A 24,653-nucleotide genomic window follows, 5' to 3' on the forward strand; every position below is an offset into this window, starting at 1 on the left:
TGGGTGGAGCGAAGCGATACCCATCAATGGTCTTGGTTCGGATGATGGGTTTCGCTGCGCTCTACCCATCCTACGATCAGTTCAAAATGATCACGTCGTCTCCCGGCTTGTCGGCATAAAGCCTCTCCACCAGCGCGGCGCGGCGCTCTAAGCCGGCGCGCTGGTTGATGTAGCCCTTGTCGGTGAGTTCGTTGCCGTCGATGGAGGGCGGCTCCGCCATCAGCATGGCGCGGGCGATCCGCATGCTGCTGCCGGTGCAGGACGCGTTGTGCGCTTCCAGCCCGTGCTTGACGCAAGCGATCACCTCGGGATGCCCAACCACATCTTCAAACGTCGCGTCGGGATTGCCGACGAGTTGCCGGCAGGCGTGCAAATTGGGCCAGGCCAGCAGCCCGATGAATTCGCGGTCCTGTCCCGCGACCAGCGCGTCATGCACCGCAGGGGTCGCGGCGGCGATGGCGTCGGTCCGTAGCGAGCCGACGTGAACAAAAGTGCCGGTGGTGAGCTTGAAGTCCTCGACCACGCGGCCGGCGAAGATGATGCCCTGCAGCGGATCGTTGTCATCGACGAACACACCAGCATCGCCGATGCAGTAAAAGCCTTCCTCGTCGAACATCTTCTTCGTCAGATCGGGCTGGCCGAAATAGCCGGGGGTGACGTTGATGCCGCGCAGCCGCAACTCATATTTCGAGCCGCATGGCACCATTTTCAGCTCGACGCCGGGGAACGGCAGCCCGATCAAGCCGACGCGCTCGGTGTCCCAATAGGTGCCGGTGGAGGTCGGCGCGGTCTCGGTCGAGCCCCAGCCGGTATAGAACACGATGCGCTCGCCTGATGTCTTCACCGCCAGCGCCTGCATGCGGTCATAGAGATCGTCGGGCAGCCGCGCGCCGCCATAGGCCATGACGGTCAAATTCTTGAAGAAGCTGCGGCACAGCGCGTCATCCTTTTCCATCGCCGCCGCCAGCGCCGCATACCCCGCAGGCACGTTGGCGTAATAGGTCGGCGACACCTCGTGCAGATTGCGAAGCGTCTCCTCGAACTGGCCCGGCATCGGCCTTCCGTCGTCGATATAGAGCGTGCCGCCATCGACCAGGATCGGATGGAATGCGGCGTTGCCGCCCATGGTGTGATTCCACGGCATCCAGTCCAGCATGGTCGCGATCGGCCCGTTCGGATCGCGCGGCCGCACCTGCATCATCATCGCCGCATTGGCGCACATCATCTCCTGGGTGTTGATGACGGCCTTGGGCATGCCGGTCGAGCCCGAGGTGAACAGCAGTTTTCCAATCGTATTCGGCGTGATTTGTGCGATCGACTCTTCCACTGCCTTCGTCACCGGCGTCGCCGCAAGATCGGCATAGGAGACGCTCTTGATGCCCTCGCAGGGACGCAGCACATGCACGACGGTGACGCCGGTGAGGTCGATAGCTCTAAGCGCCTTCTCGAAGGTCGGACCGTCCTGCACCATCACGACCGCAGGCTTGATCAGGTTGAAGAGATATTTGAGCTTGAGGTGATCCTGGCTCATCAGCGAATAGGCGGGCGAAACCGGCGCCGCCGGCAGGCGCGCCTGCATCGCGGCCTGCGTCATCAGCGCGTGCTCGATCGAATTACCTGACAGAATGGTGACGGGGCGGCCATCTGCAACGCCGAGGTTGAGCAGGCCCTGCGTCAGCCCATCGACGGTGCGCTTGGCTTCGCCGTAGGAAACTTTCCGCCATTGCCGTTCCGCGCCGCCGCGTTGCGCCAGCCAGATGCGATCGGGCGCTTGCTTTGCCCATTTCGCCAGCGAGGCCGGAATGTGCTTCTGGTAAGACTGCAGCGGAATGCGCGACTTCAGAACGATGACGCCATCCGGACGGCGCTCGACGTCGATGTCGCGCGGCAGCCATTCGATCTTGCGAAAGCCGGGTTTTGTGAGCACCGCGGCGGCATTCCCACTCATTATTGCGTCTCCCGGAATTCTATCCTTTGCGGATCTTATTCTAGCGTTTGATATAGACAGGCTTTCGCTTTTCAAGGAAGGCCCTGATGCCTTCGCTGAATTCTTCCGAGCGGCTGCACAGCACCTGATTGCGGTCTTCCATCGCGATCACGGCTTCGATCGAGCCGGCGTCGACGCTCATGTTGAGGCATTCCTTGGAGAGCCGGAGGCCCACCGGCGAGGCCGTCATCATCGCCTCGACATAAGGTTCCGCTGCCGCATCGAGCGCGCCTTCCTCGACCACTTCCGACACGAGCCCAACCGCGAGCGCGCGCTCCGCGCCGATGAAGCGTCCGGTGAGGATCAGTTCCGACGCCACGGAGACGCCAACCAGCCGCGGCAGGAAGTAACTCGTGCCGATATCGCAGCCGCCGAGGCCGAGCTTGATGAAGGCGCAGTTCATCCGCGCCGATCTGGTGGCGATGCGAATATCCGCCGCCAGCGCCAGCGCGAAACCGCCGCCGGCCGCGGCGCCCTGCACCAGCGCGATGATCGGCTGCGGGCAACGCCGCATCAGCATCACGATGTCGGCGATCCGGCGCTGCGAATCCAGCGACTCGGTGACGCCGGGAGGCTCCTGCTGCCCGGCGCGGCGTTTCATCGCGTGTTTGAGATCGAGCCCGGCGCAGAAATTCTCGCCGGCGCCCTTCAGCACCACCACGCGCGTGGTGCGGTTGCGCTGCAGGCCTTCGAAATGGGCATTCAACGCATCGATCATGTCGGGGTTGAGCGCGTTGAGGTTTTCAGGGCGATTGAGCGTCACCCGGTCGACCCCGTCGTGGTGTTCGATCAGCAGCGGTTGAGTCACGTTGTACTCCTGCATCCGCGAGCGCGGCGCCAGTTGCTGCGCCCTCTCCCCTTGTGGGAGAGGGCATCTCAGGCATTGGCCGTGCATTCGATGCGGTGAGGGGTTGGCTCCGCAATCGAACTTTCTCTGCGGATAGAACCCCTCATCCGGCGCTTCGCGCCACCTTCTCCCACAAGGGGAGAAGGAAGAATGCCTACCGCGGCGCCATGCGGATGGCGCCGTCGAGGCGGATGGTTTCGCCGTTGAGCATCGGGTTCTCGACGATGTGGACCGCGAGGTTGCCGTACTCGGAAGCATCGCCAAGACGTGCCGGATGCGGCACCTGCGCGCCGAGGCTCTTTCGTGCTTCCTCGTTCAATCCCATCAGCAGCGGCGTCAGGAACAGGCCCGGCGCGATGGTGTTGACGCGGATCTTGAGGCTGGCGAGATCGCGCGCGGCCGGCAGCGTGAGGCCGACGACGCCGCCCTTCGACGCCGAATAGGCGATCTGGCCGATCTGGCCTTCATAGGCCGCGACGCTGGCGGTGTTGATGGCGACGCCGCGCTCTTCGCCGATCGGGGGCGCGGTGGCGAGCCGTTCGGCGAACAGGCGCAGCACGTTGAAGGTGCCGATCAGGTTGACGTTGATGATGCGGACGAATTTGGCCAGCGGATAGACGCCGTCCTTGCCGACGGTACGCTGCGAGCCGCCGATGCCGGCGCAGTTCATCAGCACGCGCGCGATGCCGTGCGCGGCTTCGGCCTTGGCGATCGCAGCCTTGATCGCTTCCTCGTCGGTGACGTCGGCATGCAGGGCGACGCCCTTCACTTCGGCGGCGACTGCTTCGGCGTTTTCCTTGTTCTGGTCGATCACGCCGATTTTCGCGCCCTTGGCGGCCATGGCGCGGGCGGTAGCGGCACCGAGTCCGGAGCCACCGCCGGTGATGAGAACGGCAACGTCTTGTAACTGCATGGTAACAACCTTTCCTTCCTTGTGCGTTTCTTCTCTAGATGGCGAATGGCGAATGGCGAGTAGCGAATGGATGATGAACCATTCGCTATTCGCTATTCGCTACTCGCCCATTCAACATTCCGCCGCAGATCAGCGCTTCCATGTGCTTGATGTATTGGCGGCAGACTTCGTCGGTCACCGGACCGACGCCGGTCGCGCGCGACATCGCGTGGCGGCCGAAGAACAGGTGATCGCAGGCGCCGACCAGGCTGGTGTAAAACATCACGGGATCGATGTTGCGGAACTCGCCCGCCTTGATGCCTTCGGCGAGCAGCCGCCGCTGGAAATCCAGCAAGGGCGCGACGAAGAATTTTGAAACCTCGTCGGCCGCTTCCGTGCTGCTTTCATGCAGCAGATAGTGGATCAGCCGGTTCATGTACGGGAATTGGTAATAGGCGCGGATGATGCCGCCGATATGCAGCTTGAGTTTGGCGGTCGGCGAGATCGGCTGGCTGATCAGATATTCGAGCTGCGACATTTCGGTTGCGGCATCGCGCGCCAACAGCGCCAGCAACAGGCCGTCCTTGTTGCCGAAATGATATTTCACCAAAGCGGCGTTGACGCCGGATTTCTGTGCGATGTCTGACAGTGACACCTCGATCGAGGCGCGCTCGATCATCAACTCGCTTGCCGCCACGAGCAGCTTCTCGGCGGTGGAGTTTTTGCCGGCCGTAAGTTTGGTCGGTATGCTGGTATTCAACCCTGATGCCATCACTGCCTGCCGGAAATCCGGGCCGCACATAAGCGCATGCCGCGGCTGCACTCAAGAGTTAATTGATTGATTGACTAAATCCCGGGGCGCCCCTTAAATCCGGCCCATCATTCAAAAGCCATCCAACAACAATTCAGGGAGAACAGACATGGCCGAGGCCTATATCGTTGCCACCGCTCGCACCGCCGGTGGCCGCAAGGGGGGACGTCTCGCAGGCTGGCATCCGGCCGATCTCGCCGCCTCCGTGCTGGATTCCCTCATCGACCGCACCGGCGTCGATCCCGCACAGGTCGAAGACGTCATCATGGGCTGCGTGATGCAGGCCGGCGAACAGTCCAACAATATCGGCCGCAACGCCGTGATGGCTTCGAAGCTTCCCGAAAGCGTGCCCGCCACCTCGATCGACCGCCAGTGCGGCTCGTCGCAGCAGGCGCTGCATTTCGCGGCGCAGGCGGTGATGTCCGGCACCATGGATTGCGTGATCGCGGCCGGCGTTGAATCGATGACGCGGGTGCCGATGGGCCTGGCGTCGTCGCTGCCGGCCAAGAACGGCTTTGGCCACTACAAGAGCCCCGGCATCGAGAAGCTTTATCCGAACATCATGTTCAGCCAGTTCACCGGCGCTGAAATGATGGCGGAGAAATACGGTCTCTCCAAGGATGAACTCGATACCTATTCCTACAACAGCCACCAGCGCGCGATTGCGGCGACGCAAGCCGGCAAGTTCAAGGACGAGATCGTCTCGCTGCAGATCACCCGCGCCGACGGCTCGACCGACACCCACCATATCGACGAAGGCATCCGCTTCGACGCCAGCCTCGACGGCATCAAGGGCGTCAAGTTGATCGCCGAGAACGGCAAGCACACCGCCGCCAGCGCCAGCCAGATCTGCGACGGCGCCTCCGGCGTGATGGTCGTCAACGAAAAGGGCCTCAAATCGCTCGGCGTCAAGCCGCTGGCGCGGATCCATCACCTCACCATGATGGGCGGCGATCCCGTGATCATGCTGGACGCGCCCTTGCACGCCACCAAGCGCGCGCTGGAGAAGGCCGGCATGTCGGTTAACGACATCGACCTGTTTGAGGTCAACGAGGCCTTTGCCGCCGTGCCGGTGGCGTGGCTGAAGACCACGGGTGCCGATCCTGAGCGGCTCAACGTCAATGGCGGTGCCATCGCGCTCGGCCACCCCCTCGGCGGCTCCGGCACCAAGCTGATGACCACGCTGGTCAACGCGCTGAAGCAGCGGGGCAAGCGCTATGGCCTGCAGACCATGTGCGAAGGCGGCGGCATGGCGAACGTGACGATTGTGGAACGGCTGTAAGCAGTAGCCGCTGGCTGCAGGTGTTGCGAAAAAAAATGGTGTCGTCCCGGCCTTGAGCCGGGACCCATGACCACAGCACTTTGTGGTTATGCAAAGCTGGAGCTCCAGCCGATTTCAATAACTCAATTCGGTGGTTATGGGTCCCGGCTCCTGATGCGCAATTGCGCATTTGGGCCGGGACGACACCGGTGATTGTTTCAGGATTCTTCCATGACCCACCCGTCGATCTACGCCCGCACGCATCCGAACAAGATCGCCTACCAGATGGCGGGCACCGGAAAAGCAATCACCTATCGCGAGCTCGACGAACTCTCGAACCAGGGCGCCCATCTGTTCCGCTCGCTCGGCCTGAAGGCCGGCGACCACATCGCGTTCCTGATGGAGAACCGCCTGGCGTTCATGGAGATCTGCTGGGCGGCGCAGCGCGCCGGGCTCTATTACACCGCGATCAGCCGCTATCTCACCGAGGACGAAATCGCCTACATCATCAAGGATTGCGGCGCCAAGGCCTTCATCACCACGCCGAAATGCGCCGAGAAGGTGCAAGGCCTGATCAAGGGCGAGCCGCGCGAACCGCTGTTCTTCATGGTCGACGAGCCCCAGGAAGGTTTCCGCTCCTGGGACAAGGAAGCGATTGCGCAACCGACGACGCCAATCGCGGACGAGGTTGCCGGCTACGACATGCTGTATTCGTCGGGCACGACCGGACGGCCGAAAGGCATCAAGAAGGCGTTCGAGGGCAACAGGATCGACGTGCCCAACCAGTTCCTGAAAGTCCTCTGCGGCGACATGTGCGGCATGAACGCTGACAGCATCTACCTGTCGCCCGCACCGCTCTATCACGCGGCACCGCTGCGCTTCAACATGATGGCGACCATCCTCGGCGGCACCTCCATCATCATGGAGTCCTTCGACGCCGAGGAATTTTTGAAACTGGTCGAAAAATACAAGGCCACCCAGTCGCAGCTGGTGCCCACCATGTTCGTGCGCATGCTGAAGCTGCCGGAGGAGGTGCGCGCGCGCTACGACGTTTCGACGTTGAAGGGCGCGATCCACGCCGCCGCGCCCTGCCCGGTCGATGTGAAAGCCAAGATGATCGAATGGTGGGGACCGATCCTGATCGAGTATTACGCGGGCTCCGAGGGCAACGGCGTCACCGTATCGAACTCGCAGCAATGGCTGAGCCATCGCGGCACCGTCGGCCGCGCCGTGGTTGGCAAGGTCAAGATTCTGGACGAGAACGACCAGGAAGCGCCCACCGGGCAGATCGGCACGGTGTATTTTGCAGATGCGCCTGTGTTCGCCTATCACAACGATCCCGAGAAGACGAAACGCGCCTACAACGAGCGCGGCTGGTCGACGCTCGGCGACGTCGGCTATCTCGACGACGAGGGCTTTCTCTACCTCACCGACCGCAAGAGCTACATGATCATTTCAGGCGGCGTGAACATCTACCCGCAGGAGACCGAGGACGTGCTGATCACCCATCCCGGTGTGGCCGACGTCGCGGTGTTCGGCGTGCCGAACGAGGAAATGGGCGAAGAGGTCAAAGCGGTGGTGCAGCCGCATGACATGGCCAGAGCCGGCAAGGAGCTCGAGGCCGAACTGATCCTGTTCTGCCGCAAGCATTTGTCGCCGATCAAATGCCCCAAGAGCATCGACTTCGAGGCCGAACTGCCGCGCACACCAACCGGCAAGCTGGTGAAGCGGCATCTGCGGGACCGGTATTGGCCGAAGCCGAAGGGGTAGGCTTCCTTCCCTTCTCCCCTTATGGGAGAAGGTGGCATAGGCGGCCTTTCGGCCGCCGTTCTAAGAACGCCGATGCTTTGCATCGGCTAAAGCGCCGGATGAGGGGTCTCTATCCGCGGAGACAGACCCCTCACCCGTCCGCGATGCTTCCGCATCGCGTCCACCCTCTCCCACAAGGGGAGAGGGGAAGAAAGGCGAGAACCCATGGCTGATCTCCCCGACATCCCGCTCCCCTCCGGCATCCGCTCGCGTTACGTCGAAGGTATCAACGGCCTGCGCATGCATGTGCTCGAAGCCGGCTTTGAGACCCGCGGCCGGCCCTGCGTGCTGCTGCTGCACGGCTTTCCCGAGCTCGCGTTCAGCTGGCGCAAGGTGATGCCGCAGCTGGCGACTGCCGGCTATCACGTGATCGCGCCGGACCAGCGCGGCTATGGCCGCACCACGGGGTGGGATGCCAATTACGACGGCGATCTCGCCTCGTTCCGGCTGACCAACCTGGTGCGCGACGCGCTCGGGCTGGTGTCGGCGTTCGGCTACAAAAGCGTCGATGCCGTGATCGGGCATGATTTCGGCTCGTCGGTCGCGGCCTGGTGCGCGCTGCTGCGGCCGGATGTGTTCCGGTCGGTCGCGCTGATGAGCGCACCGTTCGCAGGGCCGCCGGCGCTGCCGTTCAACACCGCGGATGCACCGGCCAAGCCGGCCGCGGAAGACCCCATCCATCGCGAGTTGGCGGCGCTGCCGAGGCCGCGCAAACATTACCAGTGGTACTATTCGACGCGCGAGGCCAACGCCAACATGCATCACGCGCCGCAGGGCGTGCATGATTTCCTGCGCGCCTACTACCATCACAAGAGCGCGGACTGGAAAGACAACGCGCCCTATCCGCTGAAATCATGGACGGCGGCCGAAATCGCCAAACTGCCGACCTATTATGTGATGGATTTTGTAAAGGACATGGCCGCGACCGTCGCCCAGGAAATGCCCTCTGCCGCCGCCATCGCCGCAAACACATGGCTGCCGGACAGCGAACTCTCGTTCTACAGCGCCGAATATACCCGCACCGGTTTTCAGGGCGGCTTGCAATGGTATCGCTGCGGCACGTCCGGCGCGTTTCTGCCTGAATTGCAGACCTGGTCGGGCCGCACCATCGACGTGCCCTCGGCCTTCATCTCGGGCAAGCAGGATTGGGGCACCTACCAGCGCCCCGGCGTGTTCGAGGCTATGCAGTCAAAAGCCTGCACCAACATGATCGGCTGTCATCTCGTCGATGGCGCCGGCCATTGGGTACAGCAGGAACAGTCAGCAGAAGTGAGCCGGCTGCTGCTGCAGTTTTTGGAAAAGGCCAAATCTGCGCGCTAGGGTTGGCGGCTCATCTCGGATTCGCGGCATCCGCCGCGATCCGGCCGAACATTCGAAAGTCATGAAACGCACCCTTGAACCAGGCTTTTTGCCGCATGGTGCCTTCATACTGAAAGCCTGACTTTTCCAGCACGCGGTCGGACGCGGCGTTGCCGGGCAACGTCCAGGCATCGATGCGATTGAGCCTGAACGTCTGATGTCCGTACGCCACCACGGCCCGCACCGCCTCCGTCATCAGGCCCTTGCCCCAATAGTCCGGATGCAGCTCGTAGCCGATCTGGCCGCACCGCCATTTCTTCTCGATGCTGTTGAAGCGGATCGCACCGGCCAGTGCCCTTGTGCCGCTGATCTCGATGATCCAGCCACAACCCTTGCCGGAGCCGTGGAGCCTGGACATCCAGCGCACGGACCGTTCGACTTGCGCCGTGGATGGTGCATCGGGCCAGTTGGAAAAACGCGTTACATCGGGAACCGACATCAGCGCCCGAAACGCTGGAACATCCTTTGGAGTCGCAGCCCGCAACGTCAGCCGCTTGGTGGACAGCGCGGGAAACTTTCGGTTCGCGGTCGGTGGCATGGATTCCTCGCCGTTTGATTTTTCTTCGGGAATTCAAGACGTGTTGATCGAGACTACAGCGCGAGCGGCGCGCTCGCCAATAGCTGTCAACAGAACCGCCCCGCCGCTGTACAGCTATTGCTCTTGCGGCGCCCCGCCAAACTGAGCATCATCCGCGCCGCATCAAGAACAGACCGGGAGCAAGCCTTGGCCAAGTCGCAATGGAGTTTCAAGACCGCCGTCGAACTGTCGGCAGCGCTCGCTGCGAAAAAAGTTTCCGCCGTCGAGCTGGCGCAGGACGCGATCGGCCGCATCGAGCGGCACGATGCCAAGATCAACGCGATCTGCGTGCGCGATTTCGACAGCGGCCTCGCCGCTGCGCGTGCCGCCGATGCGGAACTGGCGCGCGGCGTCAGCAAGCCGCTGCTCGGCATCCCCATGACAGTGAAGGAATCCTTCAATGTCGCGGGCCTGCCCACGACCTGGGGCAATCCGGCACAGAAGGACTTCAAGCCAACCGAAGACGCGCTGCCTATTTCCCGCGTCAAGGCTGCCGGCGGCGTGATCCTCGGCAAGACCAACGTGCCGGTCGGGCTCGCCGACTGGCAGAGCTACAACGACATCTACGGCACGACAAACAATCCGTTCGATCTCGGCCGCACGCCGGGCGGCTCGTCCGGCGGATCGTCGGCGGCGCTCGCGGCCGGCTACGGCGCGCTGTCGCTCGGCTCCGACATCGGCGGCTCCTTGCGCGTGCCGGCCTTTCACTGCGGCATCTATGCGCACAAGCCGACCTTCGACCTCGTGGCCATGCGCGGCCACACACCGCCGCCCTTGCCGCCGCTGCCGTCCAATCGCGACCTTTCCGTGATCGGACCGATGGCGCGCGGCGCGGCCGATCTCTCGCTGCTGCTCGACGTGATGGCCGGCCCCGATCCGCTTGACGCCGGCAAGGGCTACAAGCTCGAGCTGCCGGCCGCACGCCACAACGCGTTGAAGGATTTCCGCGTGCTGCTGATCGATACCGATCCGCTGATGCCGACCGACAAGATCGTGCGCGGAACGCTGGAAGCACTTGCCGCCAATCTCGCCAAGGCCGGCGTCAAGGTCGAGCGGCAAAGCCGGCTATTGCCGGACTTCGCCGCATCATCCCGGCTCTATATGCGGATGCTGCTGTCGTTCCTCGCGGCGTCCTTTGCGCCCGAGGTCTATGCCGACGCGCAAGCTGCCGCGGCCTCACTTCCAGCGGACGATATGAGCCTTGGCGCCGAGCGCCTGCGCGGCATCGCGCTCAGCCATCGCGACTGGCTGATGGCCGACGGCGGGCGCGTGCGTCTGCGGGCGCAATGGCGCGAGCTGTTCCGAACGTTCGACGCCGTGATTTGCCCGATCATGCCGACGCCGGCCTATCCGCACGATCATTCAGCCGACCAGGAACAACGGCGCATCAGGATCGACGGCAGGGATTACGTCTATCCGGATCAGCTGGCCTGGCCCGGCATCGCCACCTTGCCCGGCCTGCCTTCCACCGCGATCCCGACCGGCTTCGCGCCGGATGGGTTGCCGATCGGCGTGCAAATCGTCGGCCCCTGGCTGGAAGACCGCACGCCCTTGAAGCTTGCCGAACTGATCGAGCGCGAATTCGGCGGGTTCAAGCCGCCGCCGATGTTGGATGATTGAAGGGCTAGCAACGGCAACACCGTCATTGCGAGCGTAGCGACGCAATCCATCGTGCCGCAAAGGAAGCATGGATTGCTTCGTCGCTTCGCTCCTCGCAATGACGGAATGAAATAGGGGAGACCCCATGAGTAACGACATCGAACAACTCACCACGCTGAACCGCGACTATATCGACTCGGTGCAGAACAGCGACGTCAAACGCTTCGATCAGATTCTGGCGCCGGATTTCTACTGCTCTAATCCCGACAAGTCGCTGGTCGACCGATCGGGCTTCCTCAAGCAGACCGCCGTTCCGGTGACGATCCGGAATCTGCGGGCCGAAGACGTCAAAATCCGCGTGCTCGGCGACTTCGCGATCATCCACGCTGCGACGCGTTATACGACGGCGGACGGGCACGAAGCGCAAGGACGGTATACCGATTGCTGGGCGAAGCAGAACGGGAAATGGCTGGCCGTATCAGCGCATGTGTCGCGGTAGGTGCCAAAACCGCAGGCGTCGTCCCGGCCTTGAGCCGGGACCCATAACCACCAGCGGCAATTGCTTTTGCACGCCTGGTCGTTATCTTCCTTGCTTAGCCACGTCCGCCGCGGCGTATGGGTCCCGGCTCAAGGCCGGGACGACGGATGCTACGCATCGAACATGATCACGCTTCGAACCGTCTTCCCCGCCTTCATGTTGGCAAAGCCCTCGTTGATCTCGCTCAGTTTCAGCTTGGCCGAAATCCAGTCTTCCAAATGCAGCTTGCCGCGCATGTAGAATTCGACCAGGCGGGGCATGTCGACGCGGAAATGGTTGGAGCCCATAGAGGAGCCCTGGATTCTGCGCTCGCGCAGGAAGTCGAAGCCGTGCAGCTCGATCTTCTGGCCGAACGGGATCATGCCGACGATGGTCGCGGTACCGCCAGCGGCCAGCATCGCGAACGACTGCTCCGCGGTCTCCTTGCGGCCCAGCACTTCGAAGGAATGGTTGACGCCGCCCTTGGTGAGTTCGCGTACCTGCTGCACGACGTCGCCATTGCGGGGATCGACGATGTCGGTGGCGCCGAGCTTGGTCGCCAGTTGCAGTTTGGCGGGATTGGTGTCGATCGCGATGATGCGGCCGGCGCCGGCGATCGCAGCGCCGTTGATCGCGGCCATGCCGACGCCGCCGCAGCCGATCACCGCGACCGTTTCGCCGGCGGTGACTTTGGCCGTGTTCACGACCGCGCCGTAACCGGTGATGACGCCGCAGCCGATCAGCGCGGCCAGTTCGAGCGGCATATCGTTGCGGATTTTGACGATGGCGTTTTCGTGCACCAGCATCTGCTCGGCGAACGACGACAGATTGAGGAACTGGTTGAGTTTCTCCGAGCGCGCCCAGGACAGCCGGTTAGACACGCCCGGCAGCATCTTCACCGTGGTGTCGGTGCACAGCACTGTGCGGCCGGTGGTGCAATTGTCGCAAGTGCCGCAGAACACCGATAGACACGTCACGACGTGATCGCCGGGCTTCACATAGGTGACGTCCGAGCCGACTTTTTCGACCACCCCGGCCGATTCATGGCCGAGCACGGCGGGCAGCGGATGCGGATAAAGCCCTTCCATGAAGTGCAGGTCGGAATGACAGAGGCCGGCGACACGCGTGCGGATCAAGACTTCGCGCGGACCGGGATTGGGCACGCTGACATCCTCGATCACGAGCGGCTGGTTCACTTCATGCAGGACGGCGGCCTTCATCGGGTACTCCCTTGATTGTTATTCTTGAATATCAGCGTGGCCGGCAGCCTACGCTGCGGTGAGCAATTCGCCAACCTCGGCCATCCCTACCGCGCGTTCGCCGAGCAGGTGCTCCGTGATCGCGCGCTGCGTGGCATTTTCCGCCAAGCGGAACGGATCTGACGCAGAGACCCGATGATCGATCACCATGCGCGAAAGCAGCAGCCGTCTGGCGTCGCCGCGCATCTCATGGATGCGGCCGCCCTCCCATGCCAAGGCCACGGCGCTGGCGACATGATAAAGCAGGCTGGTGGCACGCCGCGCGTCGCCCTCATTGTCCGACTTGCTGGCGACCTCGCGCGCAAAACCAACCGCGCGATCTGTCAGTTCGCGCAGGCGGCTGCGCCAAGCCTGCGGCACATTGGCGCTGTCGTCGAGGCGGGCATGGAGATCGGCTGATAGCGCCGCGTCCGCGCCGTGGCGGCCGACCGCGCGCTTCAGCGCATCGATCGCGACGATATTGCCCGTACCTTCCCAGATCGAACCGAGATGTGCATCGCGCAGCAATCGCGGGGTGGCGAATTCCTCGATGTAGCCGATACCGCCGCGCATCTCGAGCGCATCGCCGCACACCTTGCGGGCATCCCGGGTGGCGCGGAATTTCAGCGTCGGCGTCAGGATCCGCAGCAATGCTGCCGCGTCCTGGCTGCCGGCTTCGGCGCGATCAAGCGCGTCAGCGGTGAGAAAACTCATCGACAACGCCTGTTCGGTCGGCAGCATGATCTTCATCAGCTGCCGCCGCGCCAGCGGCAGGTCGATGATGCGCTGGCCGAACACCACGCGATTTCGCGCCACCGTCATCGCGTCATGATGCGCGCGCCGCATTAGCGCGGTGGATTTGACGCCGTTGGAAAGCCGCGAGGAATTGACCATCTCGGCCATTTGCACAAAGCCGCGATCGAGCTTGCCGACGGCATAGGCAATCGCGCCCTCCAGCTTGATCTCGCCCGAAGCCATCGAGCGGGTGCCGAGCTTGTCCTTCAGACGCACGATCCGGTAGTGATTTTGCGACCCATCCTCAAGCCGCCGCGGCATCAGGAACAGACCGACGCCACGCGTGCCGGGCCCTGCGCCTTCCGGGCGCGCCAGCAACATCACCACTTCGGCGTCGGCATTGGAGCAGAACCATTTTTCGCCATGCAGCCGCCAGTGATCGCCCTCCTGCACGGCCGTCGTGGTGAGCGTGCCGACGTCGGAACCGCCTTCCTTCTCGGTCATGAACTGGCCGCCCTGGGTCAGCTTGCTCATGTCGGTCTGCGTCAGGCCGTCGAGATATCGCGCCTTCAGCGCCTCGCTGCCGAAATTATTCAACAGCTTGGCGCAGCCGTCGGTGACGTTGATCGGGCAGCCGAGGCCGAACTCGGCCTGATTGAACAGGAACGTAAAGGCGTGCTTGGCGACGACAGGATATTTGTCCGGCCATCCCATGATGCCCTTGCGGATCGACAGCGCGTGAATGCCGAACTCGCCGAACGCGGCCTTCTCCAACTCGCGATAGGCCGGATGATATTCGATATACTGGGAATCGCGGCCAAAGCGGTCGCGCTGATGCAGCACCGGCGTGTGCCGATCAGCCAGCCGTGCGCATTCGTCGAGGTGACCGCCGGCGAGTTCGCCAAGCCGGTCGAGATGCGGTTCGATGTGGCGAAACAACGCCTCCGGCAGATGCAGCCGCAGCAGATCGGTCAGCGCCGGATCCGCCCGGTAGAAGTTCATGCCGGATGTGTCCGGCGCAAGCAATCCCGGCTTATCGGCCGCGGCCGTGCTGCGATCATGCGTGAGAGGCTGCTGCATATTTATCTCTTGTTCGTTCCGCCCGATATTGATCATCTACCGATAACGCCGGCGATCAAGCCGTCAACAAGCATAATTGGAGGGGCACCCCATGGCGGACGGGTATCAGCCTCGCCATGACCTGACGGTTGTCTGGCGGAATTACGCCCCTAAATACCTGTTCCCGGTCATTTCTGGAGAGCCGCCATGCCGACCCCGCCAACCTACAAAACCGCCCTGATCGTCGGTGCCGGCGAGGGATTGAGCGCATCGCTGGCGCGATTGTTCGCCCGGGAGAAAATCCGCGTCGCGCTCGCCGCCCGCAAAATCGAAAAGCTCGGCGCGCTGTGCACCGAAACCGGAGCCCGCGCCTATGCCTGCGACGCCACCAATGCGGACGACGTCGAACGGCTGTTCGGTCAGGTCGAGCGCGAGATCGCGACACCCGATGTCGTCGTCTATAACGCCAGCGGGCGGGCACGCGGCCCCTTCACCGACCTGGTGCCGGCCGACGTCGCCAACGCGATCGCGGTCAGCGCCTTCGGCGGTTTCCTGGTGGCGCAGCAGGCGGCCACGCGCATGCTGCCGAATAAACATGGCGCGATCCTGTTCACCGGCGCTTCCGCCAGCGTCAAGGGCTATCCGCAATCGGCGCCGTTCGCGATGGGCAAGTTCGCGCTGCGCGGCCTCGCCCAGAGCATGGCGCGTGAACTATCGCCGCAAGGCATTCACGTCGCGCATTTCGTCATCGACGGCGGCATCCGCAGCGCCGCGCGCGCCGAGCCCGCCGATCGGCCTGATTCGATGCTCGACCCTGACGCCATTGCGTTGAGTTACTGGAACGTGCTGCAACAGCCGCGCAGCGCCTGGACCTGGGAGCTGGAATTGCGGCCGTGGGTGGAGAAGTTTTAGGGAATGCGTAGGGTGGGCAAAGGCGCGCTTGCGCCGTGCCCACCATCTATCGCCGGAATGAGCGTCAATGGTGGGCACGCTTCGCTTTGCCCACCCTACGAAGAACAATAACTGGGGGAATCATGGCCACTGAAACCACCTTCGACACCGGCACCAATGAATTGCTGTGCGTGATCCGCGACCGCGTCGCCATCATCACGCTGAACCGCCCCGAGGCGCGCAACGCGATGTCGGATCATCTGACGCCGGCGCTGCGCAACATGATCAAGACCTGCGGCGAGAATCCCGAAGTCGGCGCGCTGCTGCTCACCGGCGCCGGTACGGCGTTCTGCGCCGGCGGCAACGTCAAGGGCATGGGCGCCAACCGCGACAAGAAGAAGCTCGAAATGTCGCATGACGAGCGGGTCGCCGATCTGCAGGAACGGCAGCGCCTGCTGACCGGCGCCCTGGTCTCGGTGCGCAAACCGACCATTGCGGCCCTGCCCGGCCCCGCGGTCGGCGCCGGGCTTGCGCTGGCGATGGCCTGCGACATCCGTATCGCCGCGCAATCGGCGTTCCTGTCCACCGGCTATCTCAAGGTGGGGCTGAGCGGCGATTATGGCATCGCCTGGCTGCTGACGCGCCTCGTCGGCACCGCGCGGGCGCGCGAATTGATGTTCACCTGCGAGCGGGTGGATGCCGACAGGTGCGAGACCATCGGCCTCGTCAACCGCGTGGTGCCGGACGACAGGCTGCAGGCCGACGCCTTTGCACTCGCCAAATCGATCGCGGAAGGTCCGACGATCGCGATCCGCTATATGAAGGACAATCTCGACGAAGCCCTGATGTTCGATTTCGCCACCGCGCGCGATCATGAAGCCGAACGCATGATCCGCACCCAGGTGACGGCGGATCACAAGGAAGCGGTGCAGGCCTTCATCGAGAAGCGCAAGCCGGTGTTCAAAGGCGGTTGAGAACCTAACTTATCGGGTTCTCGGCGAACAGCCGCGCTACCATCACCGAATCCAGGTAGGCGCGCACGCGCACGATTCTGTCGTTCTTGAAATAGCAGACCCAGCAATAGTGGTTGTCGAAGCGAAAACCGTTCCTGGCGGTCGCTTCCGAATGCAACTCCACAACCGCGACATCATCATTCACGATCAGATTGTCGACGTGCAATTGCGCGCCATTGGGCAACACCTTGCCGAGTTTCGCAAAGGTCCCGGCGATGAAATCGGCCCTTGATGTGTAGTGGCCGGCGAGCGGATGCGTGCCCATCACGATCCAGTCGACATCGTCAGTAACATGGCCAAAGAATGCTGCGCCGTCGCCGTGTTCGAGGCCGGCAAAGATTTTCCGCACGAATTCAGCATCGACTGACATACGCCGCCCTCCGCTCGGTGGGGCTAGGCTAAACGGGGCTGGCGCGGTTTTCAATCGAAGGAGCTCGCGGCCGGGCGCGAGGTTTCGACGTCGACCGACTGGAGTGAGGAGGCTGCGTGAATGCGGCGGAAGCCGAGGCATAAAAATAGCCCGGTTCTGGTCAGCCAGAACCGGGCCTAGTTTCGTCAAACCGCAACCGAGGACATAGTGGCCTGGCGGGAGAGGGCGGCGAGCCGCCAGCTTGCACAGGGGATGTCTTGCGGTTCGACGTCGATATTCTTTGCGAAGCGCACCAGTTTCCAATCGCCGGGGGTCGGCATGAAGTCGTAGCCGGATTTGCGGGCGAGGCCGATCATGGCCTCGTTGGAACGCAGGGTGTCGCCGAACAGACTGTCAGCGCCGAACGAGGCGGCGCGGCATTCGAGATTTTTCAACAGCGCCTTGCCGATGCCATGGCCCTGCCAGCGGTCGTCAACCGACAGGCCGAATTCGATGCTGCCGTTCTCGAACGCGTAGCGGGCTTCGCCGACGATGATCTCATGGCCGTCGACCAGCATGGTCGCGACCACGCTGAAGCGGTCGGCCTCGCCGATATGGATGAAATCCTCGAGCACCGACGGCGGCAGTTCGCTGATAGCGCCGAGGAAGCGGTTGTAGCGGGAGCGGATAGTCAGCGCGCGGAAATAGCTTTGCAATGCCTCGGCATCGCGCGGCTCGACGAAACGCACGCTCAGCGCCTCGCCGCTGCGCGCGCGCAGCACGTCCGAATATTGCCTGAGATCGTCGAAACGCATCGTCGTCATCGCACGCTCCCATTGCTCCCGAAAGAATGGCCGGCGTCCCCCTGATGAGGCGCCGCCGGCCTGGCTGCCTTTAGGCCCGCCAGAATGGTTTCGAGGCTTCGTAGATGGCATCGCCGTGGGAGACGCCGATGTCGTGGAGTTCCCGGTCCGACCAGTTGGCCAGTTCCCGGCGAGCCGCCGAGCGCTGCCGCCAGACATGGAAGAGTTCGGCGACCTGGCTGAAAAGGCTCTGTCCATGATGATTTATCATCGATTCATGCGTGAAAGTAGACATTTGAAGCTCCTATCTCTAATCTGTTGTCGCTAATATCTGCGCTCCAGAGGCCTTTCACAAACGACACTTTGTACCGTTTCGGATGATAAAAACTCATATATTGGGGAAGTGCTGGAAATGACCGCCAGGCTGCCGTCGCTGAATGGGTTGCGCGCCTTCGAGGCTGCCGCCCGGCATCTGAGCTTCACGCAGGCCGCGGCCGAGCTGAACGTCACGCAGACCGCGATCAGCCATCAGATCAAGCGGCTGGAAGAAGAGCTCGGCGTCCGCCTGTTCGTGCGCCAGAACCGGGCGCTGACGCTGACGCCGCAGGCGGTCGATTACCTGCCCGGCATCCGCGCCGCCTTCAACGATCTGCGGCTCGCCACCGATCGGCTGCTGCGCAAGGACGACGACCATGTGCTGACCGTTTCGACGCTGGCCTCGCTTGCCGCCAAATGGCTGCTGCCGCGCCTTGCCGCGTTCCAGGAAGCCCATCCCGGGATCGACGTGCGCATCACCACCTCGACCAATCTGGTCGACTTCCAGCGCGACAATGTCGATGCCGCGATCCGCTATGGCCGCGGCCAGTGGGCGGGATTGCGCGCCGACTGGCTGATGGCGGACGAGCTGTTTCCGGTATGCAGCCCAAATCTCTTGAAGGGCAGCAAGCCGCTGAAATGCCCCGAAGACCTCCGCGACCACGTGCTGCTGCACACCAGCAACTTCAACAGCGACGACTGGCGGCTGTGGCTGACAGCGGCCGGCCTGCCGGCGGACTTTTCCAAACAGCCGGGCGTGACCTTCGATCTCATCTTCATGACGGTGCAGGCCGCCATCGACGGCCTCGGTGTCGCGATGGGCCGCTCGGCCTATGTCGAGGACGACATCGCCAAGGGGCGCCTCGTCGTGCCCTTCAAGATCACGCTGCCGACCGACGCCGGATTCTATCTGGTCTCGCCCGCGGGACGAACCGACCCGCCGAAACTCTCGGCGTTCCGGCAATGGCTGGTTGCCTCGGTACAGAACAAGCCCTGAGAGACCGACATTCCGCGTTCTCAGGGCACCCTCCACCTTTTGCGGGTTGCCGCCACGCCCAACTGTGCCAAATTGTCGCACCAAGCAGGCTAACTGTCTCGGTGAACGAGACTTTTTGCGCCGGCGGCAAGGGTAGCGGGAGGACGGCGTCATGGCGCAGCAAGTGGTTCGGAAATACCGCAAATCAAATCGCGTATCGGCGCCATCCTGCGTGCGACCAGCGGCAATTTCCTCGAGCAATTCGATTTCTTCCTGTTCGGATTTTACGCCAGCGCCATCGCGAAGGCGTTCTTTCCTGCCCAGAACGAAACGGCGGCGCTGCTCAATGCTTTCGGCGTGTTCTGGCTCGGCGCGCTGATGCGCCCGGTCGGTGCCATCGTGCTCGGCGCCTATATCGACCGCATCGGCCGGCGTCAGGGTTTGATCGTGACGCTCGCGATCATGGCGATCGGGACGGTCGTGATCGCCTTCTGTCCGGGGTATGAGACGATCGGCATCGCCGCTCCAATCATCGTGCTGCTTGGCCGGCTGCTGCAGGGATTTTCCGCCGGCGTCGAACTCGGCGGCGTCTCGGTCTATCTGGCGGAGATTGCCACCCCCGGCAACCGGGGCTTCTACACCTCGTTTCAATCTTCCAGCCAGCAGGTCGCGATTTTTGTTGCCGCGATCCTCGGCTATGTGCTGAGCGAGGTGATGCCGGCCGAAACGGTTGCGGCGTGGGGCTGGCGCATTCCATTCTTCATCGGCTGCCTCATCATTCCCTTCATTTTCGTGCTGCGGCGAACGCTCGAAGAGACGCCCGCCTTCCTGGCCATGAAGAAGCATCCGACCGCATCGGAGGTGTTCGCGTCGGCGGTGGCAAACTGGCGCATCGTCGTTCTCGGCATGATGATGGCGGTGTTGACCACGACGACCTTCTACTTCGTCACCGTCTACACGCCGACCTTCGGCAAGACGGTACTGAAGCTGTCGACGCCGGACGCCCTCCTCGTCACCCTCTTGGTGGCCGTCACCAATTTCATCTGGAATCCGGTCGGCGGCGCGCTGTCCGACCGGATCGGGCGCAAGCCGGTGTTGCTGGCGATTGCATGTCTGGCCCTGCTGACCGCCTATCCGGCACTGCACTGGCTGATCGCGGCGCCCACCTTCGGCAAGATGCTGGCCGTCGAAATGATGTTCTCGTTCTACTTCGGCGTTTACAGCGGCACCATGCTGGGCGCGCTGGTCGAGGTGGTGCCGGCGCATGTCCGAACCACCTGTTTCTCGCTGGCCTTTGCGCTCGCCGCGGGCCTGTTCGGGACGTTTACGCCATTTGCATCGACTTGGCTGATCGGTCGCACCGGCGACAAGGCATCCCCCGCCTACTGGCTGATGTGCGCCGCGGCGCTCGGCATCATCGCAGCGCTCGCGATCTATCGCGGCGGAGAAACCATCGCGACCCGCGACGCCGTTCCCGCCTAGAACATTGCAGGGAAATCCTGACGGACCATTCCGCGATGCGCGCCGTATCCGACATTGTCGCATGTCGCGCGTCCGCCAATTTGATTTCCATGCAAACAACGATAACAAGAGCGCATGGTGGATTTGAAACGCAGGTTCGATGTTCTGGTGATCGGTGGCGGCAACGCCGCGCTGTGCGCCGCGATCAGCGCCCGCAGGGCCGGCGCCTCGGTGCTGGTGCTGGAAGGCGCGCCGAAATTCTACCGCGGCGGCAATACCCGCCACACCCGCAACATGCGCTGCGCCCATGGCGCGGCGACCGACATTCTCACCGGACCCTACACCGAAGAGGAATTCTGGCAGGACCTGTTGCTGGTGACCGGCGGCGAGACCGACGAGGAGCTGGCAAAATTCATGATCCGGGAGTCCAAGGACATCCTGAACTGGATCGTCGAACAGGGCGTGCGCTGGCAGCCGTCGCTCGGCGGCACGCTCAGCCTCGGCCGCACCAACTCGTTCTTCCTCGGCGGCGGCCGCGCGATGCTCAACGCGCTGTATCTGACCGCCGAACAGCTTGGCGTCCAGATCATCTATGACGCGGAGGTCGCTGATCTCCACATCGAGGACGGAATGTTCCTGGCGGCTCACCTGAAGCAGCCGATCGATGGGGCCACCGAAATCCGCGCCTCGGCGCTGGTCGCCGCGGCCGGCGGGTTTGAGGCCAACATCGAATGGCTCAAGGAGTATTGGGGCGAGGCGGCCGACAACTTTCTCATTCGCGGCACGCCCTATAACCGCGGCTCGATCCTGAAAATGCTGCTGGCCAAGGGCGTGCAGGACATCGGCGACCCCACGCAATGCCATGCGGTCGCGATCGACGCCCGCGCGCCGAAATTCGACGGCGGCATCATCACGCGGCACGACTCGGTGGTGTTCGGTATCGTCGTCAACAAGCACGCCCAGCGCTTCTACGACGAGGGCGAGGACATCTGGCCGAAGCGCTACGCGATCTGGGGACGGCTGGTGGCGGCCCAGCCCGACCAGATCGCCTACATCATTTTCGATTCGGCCGTGGTGACGAGCTTCATGCCGACGCTGTTCCCGCCGATCGCGGGCGGCACCATCGCCGAACTCGCGGGAAAACTCGAACTCGATCCGGCCGCGCTGGAAAAGACCATCACCGATTTCAACGCCGCGGTGCAGCCCGGTACGTTCGATCACACCATCCTGGATGACTGCCGCACCGAAGGCATCACGCCGCAAAAAACGCATTGGGCCCGCAAGATCGAGGCCGCGCCGTACCTCGCCTATCCGGTGCGGCCCGGCATTACGTTTACCTATCTCGGCACCCGCGTGAACAAGCAGTCGCGCATGCTGATGAAGGACGGCAAGCCTTCCGCCAACATGTTTGCCGCCGGCGAGATCATGGCCGGCAACGTGCTCGGCAAGGGTTATGCCGCCGGCATCGGCATGACCATCGGAAGCGTGTTCGGACGGGTGGCGGGACGGGAAGCGGCGAAAAATGCGAGAAACTAACGGCCGCCAAGACTCATGGGAGGGTTCATGTCGCGATTTGCGTTTGTATCCGTTGCAGCGCTCCTGATGATGGGCGCGGCCAATGCCGCCGAGCCGATCGCGTTGCGCGACATGGGCTCGTTCCATGTCGGCGGCCGGCTGGTCGAAATCTCCGGCAAGCCGGTCAAGGAAGTGACGTTCACGCCGGGCGGCGTGCCGGCCAAGGTCGACCCGAACGGCACCTACCAGGTCGAGCAGATGTACGTGCAGTATTTTCTGCCCGCCGTTGAGAAGGGCGCTTATCCGCTTTTGATGTGGCACGGCGGCGGGCTGACCGGCGTCACCTATGAGACCACGCCGGACGGACGCGAGGGCTGGCTGAACTATTTTCTGCGCAAGGGCTGGGCCGTCTACAATTCGGATGCCGTCGAGCGCGGCCGCGCCGGCTGGGCGCAATATCCCGATATCTTCAAGAGCGAGCCGGTGTTCCTGACAACCGCCAATCCGTTCGAGCGCTTTCGCATCGGCGACGGCGCAGGCTCGTACAATGCCGATCCGGCCAAGCGCAAGCTGTTGCCGGGCAATCAGTTTCCGAACGACGGCTATGAGAACTTCGTCAAGCAGAACGTGCCGCGATGGACCACCACGGATGATGCGATCATTGCCGCCTATATCGCCGAGATCGACCGCGTCGGCCCCTCCATCATCCTGTTTCACAGCCAGGCCGGCAGTTTCGGCTTCAAGGTGGCGCAGGCGCGGCCCGACAAGGTCAAGGCGCTGATCGCGATCGAACCCGCCGGGGTCGGCGATCCCGCCAAGGTCGAAAGCTTGAAGAACATTCCGACGCTGATGGTCTATGGCGACTATATCGAGCAGGACGCGCGCTGGCCGAAGATCCGCGCCACCGGCGTCGCCTTTGCGGAAAGCATCAAGGCCGCCGGCGGCAGCGTCGATGTCGTCGACCTGCCGAAGGCCGGCATCAAGGGCAATTCGCACATGGTGATGATGGACAAGAACAACGCCGAGGTCGCTGACCTGATCCAGAAATGGCTCGAGGGCAAGGGCCTCACCAAGTAACGCATACTTTACGGAAGAGAGCACCGCGCAATGCACGGAACGAGAATTCTGGAGGAGGCGGACCGCCTGATGACGGTCTGCAATTCCTGCCGCTATTGCGAGGGGCTCTGCGCGGTGTTTCCGGCGATGGAAATGCGCCGCGCGTTTTCCGACGGCGACCTCAATTACCTCGCCAACCTCTGCCACGGCTGCGGCGCGTGCTACACCGATTGCCAGTTCTCGCCGCCGCACGAGTTCAACGTCAATGTGCCGCAGACGCTTGCCGTCGCGCGGAACGAATCCTACGCAGCTTACGTCTGGCCCCGCGCCTTTTCCGGCGCCTTCGCGCGCAACGGCCTCGTGATCAGCATCGTTGCCGCGCTCAGCGTCGCCGCCTTCATCTTCGGCTTTGCCGCCTTCCACGACCGGCAAGTGCTGTTCGGCGTCCACACCGGCCCCGGCGCGTTCTACAAATTGATGCCGCACAACGCGATGGCGGCGCTGTTCGGCGCCGCTTTCCTCTATGCGATCGTGGCGCTGGTCATGGGCGTGCGCGCGTTCTGGCGCGATATCGGCGAGCCCGTCGGCATGCGCGCCGATGCGGGCTCGATCTGGCAGGCGATCCGCGACGCCGGCGAGTTGCGTTATCTCGATGGCGGCGGCGTCGGCTGCTTCAACGAGGACGATCGCCCGACCGACCGCCGCAAGATCTATCACCACCTCACCTTCTACGGTTTCGGGCTGTGCTTTGCCTCGACCAGTGTCGCGACGCTCTATCATTACTTCCTGGCGCGTCAGGCGCCCTACCCGTGGTGGGACCTGCCTGTCGTGCTGGGTACGCTCGGCGGCATTGGGCTGTTGATCGGGCCCGTGGGACTGCTCCTCGAAAAATGGAAGCGCGATCCTGTGCTGGTCGATGAAAAACGCCTCGGCATGGATGTCGCGTTCATCGTCATGCTGTTCCTCACCAGCCTGACCGGCATGGCGCTCTTGTTCCTGCGCGCAACGCCGGCGATGGGTCCGCTACTGGCGCTGCATCTCGGCGTGGTGTTCTCGCTGTTCATCACCATGCCTTATGGAAAGTTCGTGCATGGCATTTATCGGTTCGTCGCCCTGGTGCGTTATGCGCGCGAGCGGCGGATGATGGGGCATGTTTGACACCGTCATTGTGCTCCGTTCTCTCCACTCGTCGTCCCGGCCTTGAGCCGGGACCCATACGCCGCGGCGCTCGTTGTTTGGGAAGGTATCTAACGCCGGCGTTCTCGCCGACGGGCCGCGGCGTATGGGTCCCGGGTCAAGCCCGGGACGACGGCCGTGATTGTAGATGCGCAATCATTCAAAACGCAACTTCGCGTTCTCGCGACGCATTGCGCCCGAGCTTTGCCAGAAATTCCTTGCCCCCAAAATGAGAGGGCGCAGGGAAGACCGGGTGCGCGCTGCACCCGCGGTCCCGTGTGCGGTTAGCACAAGAAATGCGGCACACGAGCATACAGGGCAGCGGAGAACACCCGGCCTTCCCTGCGCAATGGCTTTACGGCTTATGCCGTGCTCTCCCCGGAGACGAGTTCTTGGTTGACTCCGTC

The 24,653-nt window shown here is 63.1% G+C and carries 22 protein-coding genes; 12 read left to right on the plus strand and 10 right to left on the minus strand.

Annotation, left to right across the window (positions count from 1 at the left end; translation table 11 throughout):
* Nucleotides 1-76 precede the first annotated feature (76 nt).
* From JQ609_RS26890 to JQ609_RS26905, 4 genes are all read right to left on the minus strand, one after another.
* Nucleotides 77-1,948, minus strand: coding sequence for an AMP-binding protein (locus JQ609_RS26890; protein WP_212206094.1), 1,872 nt, complete (start codon nt 1,946-1,948; stop codon nt 77-79).
* A gap of 40 nt (nt 1,949-1,988) precedes the next feature.
* Nucleotides 1,989-2,795, minus strand: a complete 807-nt coding sequence (locus JQ609_RS26895) for an enoyl-CoA hydratase/isomerase family protein (protein ID WP_212275909.1) — start codon at nt 2,793-2,795, stop codon at nt 1,989-1,991.
* A gap of 193 nt (nt 2,796-2,988) precedes the next feature.
* A complete protein-coding gene (locus JQ609_RS26900; protein ID WP_212206090.1) occupies nt 2,989-3,747 on the minus strand; it encodes an SDR family NAD(P)-dependent oxidoreductase in 759 nt (252 codons plus the stop codon).
* Between the two features lie 85 nt (nt 3,748-3,832).
* Nucleotides 3,833-4,498: a TetR family transcriptional regulator gene (locus JQ609_RS26905; RefSeq protein ID WP_212206088.1), complete on the minus strand. Its 666-nt coding sequence runs from the start codon at nt 4,496-4,498 to the stop codon at nt 3,833-3,835.
* A gap of 148 nt (nt 4,499-4,646) precedes the next feature.
* Between JQ609_RS26905 and JQ609_RS26910 the strand changes: the two genes are divergently transcribed.
* The 3 genes from JQ609_RS26910 to JQ609_RS26920 all read left to right on the plus strand — a co-directional run bounded on the left by JQ609_RS26910 (nt 4,647) and on the right by JQ609_RS26920 (nt 8,927).
* Nucleotides 4,647-5,819 carry an acetyl-CoA C-acetyltransferase gene (locus JQ609_RS26910; RefSeq protein WP_212275911.1) on the plus strand — a complete coding sequence of 391 codons (1,173 nt, stop codon included), beginning with the start codon at nt 4,647-4,649 and terminating at the stop codon, nt 5,817-5,819.
* Nucleotides 5,820-6,029: 210 nt separating this feature from the next.
* The gene (locus JQ609_RS26915; protein WP_212275913.1) at nt 6,030-7,568 is read left to right on the plus strand and encodes an acyl-CoA synthetase; all 1,539 of its coding nucleotides are present in this window, start codon (nt 6,030-6,032) and stop codon (nt 7,566-7,568) included.
* Nucleotides 7,569-7,772: 204 nt separating this feature from the next.
* Nucleotides 7,773-8,927: an alpha/beta hydrolase gene (locus JQ609_RS26920; protein WP_212275915.1), complete on the plus strand. Its 1,155-nt coding sequence runs from the start codon at nt 7,773-7,775 to the stop codon at nt 8,925-8,927.
* Between the two features lie 10 nt (nt 8,928-8,937).
* Here JQ609_RS26920 and JQ609_RS26925 read toward each other — a convergent pair whose 3' ends face one another.
* Nucleotides 8,938-9,504: a GNAT family N-acetyltransferase gene (locus JQ609_RS26925; protein ID WP_212206073.1), complete on the minus strand. Its 567-nt coding sequence runs from the start codon at nt 9,502-9,504 to the stop codon at nt 8,938-8,940.
* Nucleotides 9,505-9,690: 186 nt separating this feature from the next.
* Between JQ609_RS26925 and JQ609_RS26930 the strand changes: the two genes are divergently transcribed.
* The gene (locus tag JQ609_RS26930; RefSeq protein WP_212275917.1) at nt 9,691-11,163 is read left to right on the plus strand and encodes an amidase; all 1,473 of its coding nucleotides are present in this window, start codon (nt 9,691-9,693) and stop codon (nt 11,161-11,163) included.
* Nucleotides 11,164-11,287: 124 nt separating this feature from the next.
* Nucleotides 11,288-11,641: a nuclear transport factor 2 family protein gene (locus tag JQ609_RS26935; RefSeq protein ID WP_212206069.1), complete on the plus strand. Its 354-nt coding sequence runs from the start codon at nt 11,288-11,290 to the stop codon at nt 11,639-11,641.
* 149 nt (nt 11,642-11,790) lie between these two features.
* Here the strand turns inward: JQ609_RS26935 and JQ609_RS26940 are convergent, their stop codons facing one another.
* Nucleotides 11,791-12,879 (minus strand): Zn-dependent alcohol dehydrogenase, encoded by a 1,089-nt coding sequence (locus JQ609_RS26940; RefSeq protein ID WP_192737061.1) that lies wholly within the window; start codon nt 12,877-12,879, stop codon nt 11,791-11,793.
* Between the two features lie 48 nt (nt 12,880-12,927).
* A complete protein-coding gene (locus JQ609_RS26945; RefSeq protein ID WP_212275919.1) occupies nt 12,928-14,712 on the minus strand; it encodes an acyl-CoA dehydrogenase family protein in 1,785 nt (594 codons plus the stop codon).
* A gap of 186 nt (nt 14,713-14,898) precedes the next feature.
* On the opposite strand from JQ609_RS26945, the gene JQ609_RS26950 reads away from it, so the two are divergent.
* Nucleotides 14,899-15,603 (plus strand): SDR family NAD(P)-dependent oxidoreductase, encoded by a 705-nt coding sequence (locus JQ609_RS26950; protein WP_212275921.1) that lies wholly within the window; start codon nt 14,899-14,901, stop codon nt 15,601-15,603.
* Between the two features lie 122 nt (nt 15,604-15,725).
* Nucleotides 15,726-16,556, plus strand: coding sequence for an enoyl-CoA hydratase (locus JQ609_RS26955; protein ID WP_212275923.1), 831 nt, complete (start codon nt 15,726-15,728; stop codon nt 16,554-16,556).
* A gap of 4 nt (nt 16,557-16,560) precedes the next feature.
* Here JQ609_RS26955 and JQ609_RS26960 read toward each other — a convergent pair whose 3' ends face one another.
* The 3 genes from JQ609_RS26960 to JQ609_RS26970 all read right to left on the minus strand — a co-directional run bounded on the left by JQ609_RS26960 (nt 16,561) and on the right by JQ609_RS26970 (nt 18,042).
* A complete protein-coding gene (locus JQ609_RS26960; protein ID WP_212275939.1) occupies nt 16,561-16,965 on the minus strand; it encodes a nuclear transport factor 2 family protein in 405 nt (134 codons plus the stop codon).
* Between the two features lie 185 nt (nt 16,966-17,150).
* The gene (locus JQ609_RS26965; protein WP_212206053.1) at nt 17,151-17,768 is read right to left on the minus strand and encodes a GNAT family N-acetyltransferase; all 618 of its coding nucleotides are present in this window, start codon (nt 17,766-17,768) and stop codon (nt 17,151-17,153) included.
* A gap of 70 nt (nt 17,769-17,838) precedes the next feature.
* On the minus strand, nt 17,839-18,042 hold the full coding sequence (locus JQ609_RS26970; protein WP_212206051.1) for a DUF1127 domain-containing protein: 204 nt from the start codon (nt 18,040-18,042) through the stop codon (nt 17,839-17,841).
* A gap of 117 nt (nt 18,043-18,159) precedes the next feature.
* Here JQ609_RS26970 and JQ609_RS26975 point away from each other — a divergent pair, with 117 nt between their 5' ends.
* The 5 genes from JQ609_RS26975 (at nt 18,160) to tcuB (ending at nt 24,228) form a co-directional block, all read left to right on the plus strand.
* Nucleotides 18,160-19,059, plus strand: coding sequence for a transcriptional regulator GcvA (locus tag JQ609_RS26975; protein WP_212275940.1), 900 nt, complete (start codon nt 18,160-18,162; stop codon nt 19,057-19,059).
* Between the two features lie 174 nt (nt 19,060-19,233).
* A complete protein-coding gene (locus tag JQ609_RS26980) occupies nt 19,234-20,520 on the plus strand; it encodes an MFS transporter (RefSeq protein WP_212275949.1) in 1,287 nt (428 codons plus the stop codon).
* Between the two features lie 114 nt (nt 20,521-20,634).
* Nucleotides 20,635-22,035, plus strand: coding sequence for an FAD-dependent tricarballylate dehydrogenase TcuA (gene tcuA / locus JQ609_RS26985; protein ID WP_212275942.1), 1,401 nt, complete (start codon nt 20,635-20,637; stop codon nt 22,033-22,035).
* 27 nt (nt 22,036-22,062) lie between these two features.
* On the plus strand, nt 22,063-23,091 hold the full coding sequence (locus JQ609_RS26990; protein WP_212275944.1) for an esterase: 1,029 nt from the start codon (nt 22,063-22,065) through the stop codon (nt 23,089-23,091).
* 30 nt (nt 23,092-23,121) lie between these two features.
* Nucleotides 23,122-24,228 (plus strand): tricarballylate utilization 4Fe-4S protein TcuB, encoded by a 1,107-nt coding sequence (gene tcuB, locus JQ609_RS26995; protein WP_212206041.1) that lies wholly within the window; start codon nt 23,122-23,124, stop codon nt 24,226-24,228.
* Nucleotides 24,229-24,653: the final 425 nt, after the last annotated feature.

Origin of the sequence: Bradyrhizobium sp. AUGA SZCCT0169, from assembly GCF_018130085.1 — a bacterium.
Taxonomy (GTDB): domain Bacteria; phylum Pseudomonadota; class Alphaproteobacteria; order Rhizobiales; family Xanthobacteraceae; genus Bradyrhizobium.

Coding starts and splice junctions, on each gene's coding strand:
- JQ609_RS26890 (WP_212206094.1), bottom strand. CDS start 1,948: ATGAGTGGGAATGCCGCCGCGGTGCTCACAAAACCCGGCTTTCGCAAG.
- JQ609_RS26900 (WP_212206090.1), bottom strand. CDS start 3,747: ATGCAGTTACAAGACGTTGCCGTTCTCATCACCGGCGGTGGCTCCGGA.
- JQ609_RS26905 (WP_212206088.1), bottom strand. CDS start 4,498: ATGGCATCAGGGTTGAATACCAGCATACCGACCAAACTTACGGCCGGC.
- JQ609_RS26910 (WP_212275911.1), top strand. CDS start 4,647: ATGGCCGAGGCCTATATCGTTGCCACCGCTCGCACCGCCGGTGGCCGC.
- JQ609_RS26915 (WP_212275913.1), top strand. CDS start 6,030: ATGACCCACCCGTCGATCTACGCCCGCACGCATCCGAACAAGATCGCC.
- JQ609_RS26920 (WP_212275915.1), top strand. CDS start 7,773: ATGGCTGATCTCCCCGACATCCCGCTCCCCTCCGGCATCCGCTCGCGT.
- JQ609_RS26925 (WP_212206073.1), bottom strand. CDS start 9,504: ATGCCACCGACCGCGAACCGAAAGTTTCCCGCGCTGTCCACCAAGCGG.
- JQ609_RS26935 (WP_212206069.1), top strand. CDS start 11,288: ATGAGTAACGACATCGAACAACTCACCACGCTGAACCGCGACTATATC.
- JQ609_RS26940 (WP_192737061.1), bottom strand. CDS start 12,879: ATGAAGGCCGCCGTCCTGCATGAAGTGAACCAGCCGCTCGTGATCGAG.
- JQ609_RS26945 (WP_212275919.1), bottom strand. CDS start 14,712: ATGCAGCAGCCTCTCACGCATGATCGCAGCACGGCCGCGGCCGATAAG.
- JQ609_RS26950 (WP_212275921.1), top strand. CDS start 14,899: ATGCCGACCCCGCCAACCTACAAAACCGCCCTGATCGTCGGTGCCGGC.
- JQ609_RS26955 (WP_212275923.1), top strand. CDS start 15,726: ATGGCCACTGAAACCACCTTCGACACCGGCACCAATGAATTGCTGTGC.
- JQ609_RS26960 (WP_212275939.1), bottom strand. CDS start 16,965: ATGTCAGTCGATGCTGAATTCGTGCGGAAAATCTTTGCCGGCCTCGAA.
- JQ609_RS26965 (WP_212206053.1), bottom strand. CDS start 17,768: ATGACGACGATGCGTTTCGACGATCTCAGGCAATATTCGGACGTGCTG.
- JQ609_RS26970 (WP_212206051.1), bottom strand. CDS start 18,042: ATGTCTACTTTCACGCATGAATCGATGATAAATCATCATGGACAGAGC.
- JQ609_RS26975 (WP_212275940.1), top strand. CDS start 18,160: ATGACCGCCAGGCTGCCGTCGCTGAATGGGTTGCGCGCCTTCGAGGCT.
- tcuA (WP_212275942.1), top strand. CDS start 20,635: ATGGTGGATTTGAAACGCAGGTTCGATGTTCTGGTGATCGGTGGCGGC.
- JQ609_RS26990 (WP_212275944.1), top strand. CDS start 22,063: ATGTCGCGATTTGCGTTTGTATCCGTTGCAGCGCTCCTGATGATGGGC.
- tcuB (WP_212206041.1), top strand. CDS start 23,122: ATGCACGGAACGAGAATTCTGGAGGAGGCGGACCGCCTGATGACGGTC.